Here is an 8,025-nt window from a genome sequence, read left to right as displayed (position 1 = left end):
CAATTACCTGGAGCGCAGCATGCAGGTGTTCCTGGACCAGCAGCAGCAGTTCCGCCAGCAGATGGGCAACCTGCTCGGCCAGACGCCGTGGGCGATGATGAACCAGCTGACCGAGCGCAACCTCGAGCTGTGGCAGGACTTCCAGCGCAACATGGGCACCGGCTTCGGCGGGCGTCCGGGTGGCACCGGTACCGGCCCCGCGGCGGGCGGCGGCACCGCCGGCGGCGCACGCAAGCCCGATGCACCGTCCACCCCGGGCACCGGCAAGACGCGCCGCTGATCCACCGCGCGTCCGGCTCCGCAACGAAAAACGGCGCAGCCCTCGGGCCGCGCCGTTTTCGCAGGTGCTGCGCGCAGACTCAGCGCTTGGGCTTGGCGCAGCCCGTGCAGATCCGCTCCACCGTGTACCCTTTGGCGCGCAGCTTCTCGACCACGCCGTCGTTGCCCAGCAGGTGCAGCGTGCCCACCACCACCAGCGTACCGCCCTGCCCGGCCTGCAGGTGCTGCTGCAGCTTGGGCACCCAAGCGTCATTGCGGTCGGTATTGATGCGCTTGTACAACTGCGGGTACTGGCCGCGCATCTGCGTGGCCATCGAATTCCACAGCAGCTTGTCGTCGCCGCGGCGCCAGGCATCGTGCAGCTTGCGCCCGTCCTCGTCACCCTTGTCGGCCTGTTCCAGCGCCTCGGCGACCATCTGCTGCTGCTCCTGCGCCGACATCCCCGACAACACTGCGATCTGGGTGTCGATGTCTTCCAGGCCGGCGGTGGCTTTGCCCAAGGCAGCTGCCTGGGTCATGAAGTGGCGGTCCAGACCGAGCTTCGGGTCCAGGCCCATCTTGGTGAACTGACTGAGGGTGATGGTCAGCCCGACGAACCACGGCTTCATGCCCTGCAGCTGCGCCAGCGGCAGGTTGTTGTCGCGCGCATAGGCCTGCAGCCGCGTCCAGGTGGGCGCATCGAGGTCGCGCTTGAGCTCGCTGCCATCGGTACGCACCGCCGCCTGCACCATCTTCTGTGCCAGCTGCGGCGACTCCATGTCCTGCGGCGACAGCTCGAACACCACGCGCTGCGCGTCGGCGAACGCGCGGTCCACGTCCGCCGAGAGCGGGTAGTCGCCGGGGCGCAGCAGGTGGAAGGAGCCCAGCAGATAGACACGGCTGTCGCCGGGGCCGGTGACCTTCCACAACAGCGGCACCGGGGCGGCCGCCTTTGCCGCCGATTTTGCAGCCGGGGCGGCAGCGCGGGCCTGCGCGGGCATGCCGAACGACAGGCCGGCGGCGATCAGCAACGGGAACAGGCAACGGGACAACATGCGCATGGGTTCAACCCTCTCCTTCGGGTGCGTGATAAGCCTTCTCACCGGCGTCAACGCGCAGATCGAGGCGGTTTTCAGGGGGTGTCAGCGGACAGGTGGCGAACGGTGTGAACGCGCACGGCGGGTTGTAGGCGTGGTTGAAATCCAGCACGACCCGGCCTTGGGCATCGGGCGCGTCCGTGTCCAGGTAGCGACCCGCCGGGTAACTGCCGTGGCCGCTGGTGCGGTCACCAAAGATCACAAACAGCGGCCCCCCCGGTTCTCCGATGGCCTCCAGCCGGTAGGTGGCGCCATCGCGCTCGAACTCCAACGCGCCGGCGTTGGGCATGGCGGTGGTCAGGCCGGTGATGTCCACGATCGACAGCGTTTTACCCGCCGGGTGCGGAACGAAGCGGGCCTGCACCTTCCATGACGGGCCGCCGGGCCAGTACAGCAGGCCGGTGAAGCCGGTGCGCGAGGCAGCATCGGCATGCTTGACCCGCAGCGCGAAACGCTCGCCCCGATGGATCAGGCTCAGGTGGCCCTTGCCGCCATCGAAGGCGATCACGGTCGGGGTTGCATCACGATCGCTGAAGAAGCGGATGCGCCCGTGCACCGGTGCCCCGTCCACGGTGAGCGCCACGCCACGTTCGGGCGTGAACCAGACCTGGTCCCCCGTGCGCGCCACCATGCCCAGCTTGTCCGGCCCCACGGCAAGGCGGATGCCACTGCCCGGACCACGGCCGATGTAATGCGCCTTGTGCTCCAGCCAGTGCAGGCCGACCAGGGTGGTCCAGCCATCGGCGGCCACCAGGTCGGTGTAACGCTGCTGGCGCCACTGCTGCTGCTCGGCCGCGAAGGCTGGATCGGTCGCCATCGCCACCGGCGCATCCGCCGCCTTGTCCCCGCAGCCTCCGAACACGATCACCATGCAGGCCAGTGCGACCTGCCTTCCCCACTTCCCCATGTCTGTCCCCTTCAACGTCCGCGCAGGAACCAGCGGTCGATTTCCGCCAGCGAAAAACGGGCCCAGGTCGGCCGGCCGTGGTTGCACTGGCCGGAACGCTCGGTGATTTCCATGTCGCGCAGCAGCGCGTTCATTTCCGGCACTGTGAGCCGTCGGTTGGCGCGCACGGCACCGTGACAGGCCATCGTCGACAGCAGTTCGTCGCGTGCGCTGGCGATGCGCCGGCTCTGGCCGTGCTCACGCAGGTCGGTGAGCACATCGCGCAGCAGGCCTTCGGGTTCGGCGTTGGCCAGCAGCGCCGGAATGCTGCGCACATGCAGCGAGCCCGGTCCCGACCGGGTGATCTCAAAGCCCAGCGCCACCAGCGTGTCCGCCTCGCGCTCGGCGGTATCGGCATCGCGCTCGCCCACCGCCAGGGTGATCGGCACCAGCAGCGGTTGCGCGTGCAGCCCGATGCCGTCGTGCGCGGTCTTCAGCCGCTCGTAGCCGATGCGCTCATGGGCGGCGTGCATGTCCACCACGATCAGGCCTTCGGCGTTCTCGGCCAGGATGTAGATGCCGTGCAGCTGCGCGATGGCGTACCCCAACGGCGGCACGCCGCTGTCGGCGGAGGTCGCCGGCAGCCCGGACTGGCCCGGCACCGGCATCGACGCGGGTGCGGCGTCCTCGTCGGCGCGCGGCTGCGCATACAGCGCGGCATAGGCCGAGGGCGCGTCGGCCACGCGCAGGCCCAACGGCGACTGTTGCGGCCGCCATTGGCCGCCCCCCATCCCGCCACCACCGCCCGCCCCGCCGGCCAACGCGTAACCGCCGGTCGCTGCAGCGCCGCTCTGTCCTGCCTGCATCTCCATCGGCGCGGCGATGCCTGCACCTGCATCGATGCCGACGGCGGTCATGCCGGCCCGGGTCTCGGCCAGCGCGTCCTTCAGGGTGCGGTAGACGAAATCGTGGATGAGGCGCGAATCGCGGAAACGCACCTCGTGCTTGGCCGGGTGCACATTGACGTCAACGCGGGTCGGGTCCAGCTCCAGGAACAGCACGTAGGCCGGCTGCCGACCGTGGAACAGCACGTCGCCATAGGCCATCTTCACCGCATGGGCGACGCTGCGGTCACGCACCGACCGGCCATTGACGTACAGGTACTGCTGATCGGTACTGGCCCGCGAGTAATGCGGCTGCGCGATCCAGCCGTGCAGGCGCAGGCCGGCACCGCTGTGGTCCACGCGCAGCGCCTGGGCCGCGAAGTCGTCGCCGAGCGTCTCGCCCAGGCGCGCATCGGAATACAGGTCGCCGGGCTTGTAGCGTCGCGACGGTTTGCCGTTGTGTGAAACACGCAGCTCCACGTCCGGGCGGGCCAGCGCCAACGACCGCAACCATTCTTCGATATGGCCCAGTTCGGTGCGTTCGGCGCGCAGGAACTTGCGTCGGGCGGGCACGTTGTAGAACAGCTCACGCACTTCCACCGTGGTACCGGGTGCATGCGCGCGCGGGGTGACCTCCCCGAGTTTGCCGCCCTCGATCTGCAACGCCGAGCCGTGTGCGTCACCGGGGCGTCGCGAGGACAGGGTGAAGCGGCTGACCGAGGCGATCGACGGCAACGCTTCGCCACGGAAACCCAGCGTGGCCACCGCTTCGAGATCGTCCAGGCTGGCGATCTTGCTGGTGGCGTGCCGGGAGACGGCCAGCGGCAGCTCTTCGGGAGCGATGCCACCGCCGTCGTCGCGGATCCGGATCAGGCGCACGCCACCTTCTTCCAGGTCGATGTCCACGCGTGTGGCGCCGGCATCGAGCGCGTTTTCCACCAGTTCCTTGACCACCGAGGCCGGTCGTTCGACGACCTCGCCTGCAGCGATCTGATTGATGAGGATGTCGGGAAGTTGGCGGATGGTCATGCGTGAATGATAGCGGCATCCGTGCAGCCGGCCAGAGGCCGGCTCTACGGGTGAATCGAAACCCGCCATACGGGCAAATAAAAACCTGCCTTTGGCGCTGAGGTCAGCCGGCCAGAGGCCGGCTCTACGGGCAAATAAAAACCCGCCTTTGGCGCTGAGGTCAGCCGGCCAGAGGCCGGCTCTACGGGCAAATAAAAACCCGCCTTTGGCGGGTTTTTATTTGCTTCCCCCGGCGACAGTGCCGGCGGCGTCGATTTCGGCCTGGGCGCGTGCGGCGTACAGGGTGCCGGGCGGAGGCTGGCGGCTGAAGAAGGTGTGCACGCCGTCGAGCACGGCCCCGGCGATCTGGCGCTGGTAGGCCGGATCGATCAGGCGCCGTTCCTCGTCCGGGTTGGAGATGAAGGCCGTTTCCACCAGCATCGCCGGCATGTCGGAGGTGCGCAGCACCGCGAAGTTGGCGCGCTCGATGTTCGGCTTGTGGTTCTTGCCGATCCGCTTCAACCCGCCCAGCACGTGCCCGGCCGCGTCTTCGGAGGCTTTCATGTAACCGCTCTGGGCCAGGTCCAGCAACACGTTCGCCAGGGTGCCCTCGGTCTGCTGCAGGCGCACGCCACCGACCAGATCGGCGGCGTTTTCCTTGTCCGCCAGCCAGCGGGCGCGCTGCGAGGACGCGCCTTTGGTGGACAGCACGTACACCGACGACCCGGTGGCCGCGCGGTTCTCGGCCGCGTCGGCATGGATCGAGATGAAGATGTCGGCCTTGGCGGCGCGGGCCTTCTGCGCACGCATCGGCAACGGGATGAACACATCGGTGTCGCGGGTCAGGAACGCCTTCAGGCCCGGCGTTGCATTGACCTGTCGCGCCAGTTCGCGCGCGACGGCCAGGGTGATGTCCTTTTCGCGCTTGCCGGTCGGGCCGACCGCGCCGGGGTCCTGCCCACCGTGACCAGGATCAATGGCGACCACCAGGGTGCGCATGCCCGGACGCATCTTCATCCGCGACGCATCGCTGGGCATCGCCGGACGCGGGGCCTCGACCGCGGTCGTGGAGGCCGGTACCGGCGCGGGAGCCGGTGCTGCCACCACGGCTGCAGTGGGCTGGCCTGCGAGGATCGCTGCCGGCGAGGCAGAGTTGCTGGCGGCGTTGGCGCTGCCCGCGGCGGCCACGTTGGCCGTAGCCGTGGTCGGGGCGGGGGTCGGCAGCGGCGCAGCCGCAGTAGCGCTGGCCTGCTGTCGCACCGAGGCGGTCAGCAGCGCGGTCGCGCGGGCGGCATCGTTGCGCGCCTGGGCGCTGTCTGCCGGCGTCGGTGCAGGCGTCTGCGCGACTGCCGTCGGCGCAGCCGAGGAGGCCGGCGTGGCGGTCGATGCGGGAACGGTCGCGGTCGGCGCCGCGCTGGCCGGTGTGCTGGCCACGTTCGTGCCGCCATCGCCCGGCCATTCGATCACCAGCGTCGACTCATTGCCCTGCCTGCGCATCTGCGGCCTGAACGGCGCCACCGACTCGGCCAGGTCGAACACCACCCGGAACGTGCCGGGAACCGGCTGGCCGGTGCGCACGGCCGTCACCACGCCCTTCGGCGTGGGCAGCCTGAGGTTGCGGATGGCCGTGGAGTCGGGGAAATCGACCACCAGGCGGTTCGGGCCGGCCAGGGTGAGGGTCTTGTAGCCGCCGCTGCCGGACAGCGCGATTTCCGCGCGGGTGCCGGTGGCGCCCGTGTCCAGCGCCACCTGGCGGATCTCGCCCGCCCACGCCACGGCGCTCGCCAGACAGAGTCCGACGACGGCGCAGAGGGCAGTGAGTGGTTTCCCCATTGGCATGGGTCAGGATTCAATCACCGCGCTGAATGAAATGCAACTCCTTTTCCCTTAATAATCCGTAACCTGCCGGATTTTCCTAGTGTCAGCCGACAGAAAGGGCCTGCAAGTCACCCCCTTGGGGAAGGCGATCGAGCCATTCACGGCCCGCGGCGCTGTCCGCGCGGAGCCGCACGCGACGCCCCTGCCCCTCGATCTCCAGCGCCACCACCAGGTCGGTGGGCGGCAGGGCGCCAGCGCCCCGTTCCGGCCATTCGACCAGCCACAGCGACGCGCTGCCCTCGTCGAGCCCGAGGAAATCCAGCTCTCCGGCGTGGCCGATACGGTAGAGGTCCAGATGCCAGGCCTCGTGCCCATCGGCCAGCGGATACCGCTCCACCAGCGTGTACGTCGGGCTGCGGATCGGGCCCTGTACCCCCAGCGCGCGCAGCAGCGCGCGGGCGAGCGTCGACTTGCCGGCCCCCAGGTCGCCCTGCAGCTGCACCACGGCCTGCGCCGGGCGGGTGGCCGCGAGCCACTGCCCGAGCAGGTCGGTGTCGGCGGGTTCGGCGAGGAAAAACGTGATCATGCGGGGCGGTCCGGATTGACGAAGCGGCGCAGCGGCGCCAGAAGATCGGTGGGCAGCAGGCCACGCTGGCCTTCGGCGGCGGCGGCGGCGTCGCCGGCCAGGGCATGCAGCAGCGCGCCGGTGCTGGCCGCGTCGAACGCCCCCAACCCCTGCGCGCGCAGTGCCGCGATCACGCCGGTCAGCAGGTCTCCCATGCCTCCGACGGCCATGCCGGGATTGCCGGCGGCAATCACCCGCGGGCGGGCGTGCGGCGCGGCGACCAGCGTGCCGGCCCCCTTCAGCACCACCACGGTCTGGTAGCGCTGGGCGAGCGCCTGCACGGCGGCGAAGCGGTCGCCCTGCACCTCGGCGGTGCTGCAGCCGAGCAGGCGCGCGGCTTCGCCCGGGTGCGGGGTCAGCACGGCATCGGGCAGCGGCTGCGGTGACTGCGCCAGCAGATTCAAGGCATCCGCATCGACCACCAGCGGACGGCCGGCGCCAAGCACCTGCCGCCACAGTTCGTGGGCCCAGTCGTCCTGACCCAGTCCCGGGCCGATCGCAATCACGCCGGACTGCGGCAGCAACGCGGACAGATCCTGGGCGTCCTCAACCGCGTGCACCATCGCTTCGGGCAGGCGCGACAGCAGCGCGGTGACATGCGCCTGGCGGGTGGCCACACGGACCAGTCCGGCGCCACTGCGCAGGGCCGCCTCGCTGGACAGCATCACCGCGCCACCGCTGCCAAGGTTGCCGCCCACGCACAGGACCTGCCCGGATTCGCCCTTGTGGGTGTTGGCGCGACGGGGCGCCAGCAGCGCGCGCACGCGTTCGTGGTGCCAGCGCGACGCCGATGCGACCACGTCCCGGGCGCTGCCCTCGGGCAGCTGCAGCGGTGCCAGTCGGCGCTCGCCGACATGTTCCAGCGCATCGCCGGTGTACAGGCCCTGGTGGCACACAATGAACTGCAGGGTCACAGCAGCCCGCACGGCTACGCCCGGCACCGCGCCGGTGCGCGCATCCACGCCGCTGGGCACATCCAGTGCCAGCACCGGGGCCGTCTCCTGGTTGAGTGCGGCGATGCGTGCCGCGGCGGCCGCCTCCGGCGCGCGATCCAGTCCGATCCCGAACAGTGCGTCCACCCAGACATCCATCGCGGGCAGCGGCCCGTCGCCGGCCAGCACATCCCCCCCCTGCGCCAGGAAGGCCGCCTGTGCGCGCTGGGCCAGCGCCGTGGCCGGTGCGTCGCCAGGCAGGTGCAGCACCTGCACGTGGCGGCCGGACTGCCGCGCCAGCGCCGCCAGCACGTAGCCGTCGCCACCGTTGTTGCCGCGCCCGGCCAGCACGCCGATGCGCTGGGCCTGCGGCCAGTGCTCCAGCAGGCATTGCCAGGCGGCCAGCCCGGCCTGGTCCATCAGCGAAGCGCCACCGTCGCCCAGCAGCGCACTGGCCTGGGCATCGATGCGGCGGGCGGCAGGGGTGTCGAAGAGTTCAGCGAGTTCAAGCATGACG

Annotated in this window: 6 protein-coding genes and 1 pseudogene; 1 reads left to right on the top strand and 6 read right to left on the bottom strand. The window is 70.1% G+C overall.

Annotation, left to right across the window (positions count from 1 at the left end):
* Positions 1-280 (top strand): annotated as a pseudogene (locus ACPEH1_RS18420) (polyhydroxyalkanoate synthesis repressor PhaR); the annotation flags it as partial.
* Between the two features lie 79 nt (positions 281-359).
* Here ACPEH1_RS18420 and ACPEH1_RS18415 read toward each other — a convergent pair.
* From ACPEH1_RS18415 to ACPEH1_RS18390, 6 genes are all read right to left on the bottom strand, one after another.
* On the bottom strand, positions 360-1,313 hold the full coding sequence (locus tag ACPEH1_RS18415) for a TraB/GumN family protein (protein WP_423716166.1): 954 nt from the start codon (positions 1,311-1,313) through the stop codon (positions 360-362).
* A 10-nt stretch (positions 1,314-1,323) separates the two neighbouring features.
* Positions 1,324-2,226 (bottom strand): DUF1684 domain-containing protein, encoded by a 903-nt coding sequence (locus tag ACPEH1_RS18410; RefSeq protein WP_017357616.1) that lies wholly within the window; start codon positions 2,224-2,226, stop codon positions 1,324-1,326.
* Between the two features lie 47 nt (positions 2,227-2,273).
* Positions 2,274-4,154, bottom strand: a complete 1,881-nt coding sequence (gene mutL, locus ACPEH1_RS18405) for a DNA mismatch repair endonuclease MutL (protein WP_423716164.1) — start codon at positions 4,152-4,154, stop codon at positions 2,274-2,276.
* A 216-nt stretch (positions 4,155-4,370) separates the two neighbouring features.
* Positions 4,371-5,972 carry an N-acetylmuramoyl-L-alanine amidase gene (locus ACPEH1_RS18400; RefSeq protein ID WP_423716163.1) on the bottom strand — a complete coding sequence of 534 codons (1,602 nt, stop codon included), beginning with the start codon at positions 5,970-5,972 and terminating at the stop codon, positions 4,371-4,373.
* 82 nt (positions 5,973-6,054) lie between these two features.
* Positions 6,055-6,537: a tRNA (adenosine(37)-N6)-threonylcarbamoyltransferase complex ATPase subunit type 1 TsaE gene (gene tsaE / locus ACPEH1_RS18395; RefSeq protein ID WP_136003244.1), complete on the bottom strand. Its 483-nt coding sequence runs from the start codon at positions 6,535-6,537 to the stop codon at positions 6,055-6,057.
* Positions 6,534-8,021: an NAD(P)H-hydrate dehydratase gene (locus ACPEH1_RS18390; protein WP_423716162.1), complete on the bottom strand. Its 1,488-nt coding sequence runs from the start codon at positions 8,019-8,021 to the stop codon at positions 6,534-6,536. Before ACPEH1_RS18390 ends, tsaE begins: the two co-directional genes overlap by 4 nt.
* Positions 8,022-8,025 lie beyond the last annotated feature (4 nt).

The sequence above is a fragment of the Stenotrophomonas sp. NPDC077421 genome, from assembly GCF_049545505.1.
Lineage (GTDB): Bacteria > Pseudomonadota > Gammaproteobacteria > Xanthomonadales > Xanthomonadaceae > Stenotrophomonas > Stenotrophomonas nematodicola.
The sequence above is the reverse complement of the archived record's forward strand: the minus strand, read 5'-3'. Positions and strand labels throughout refer to the sequence as shown.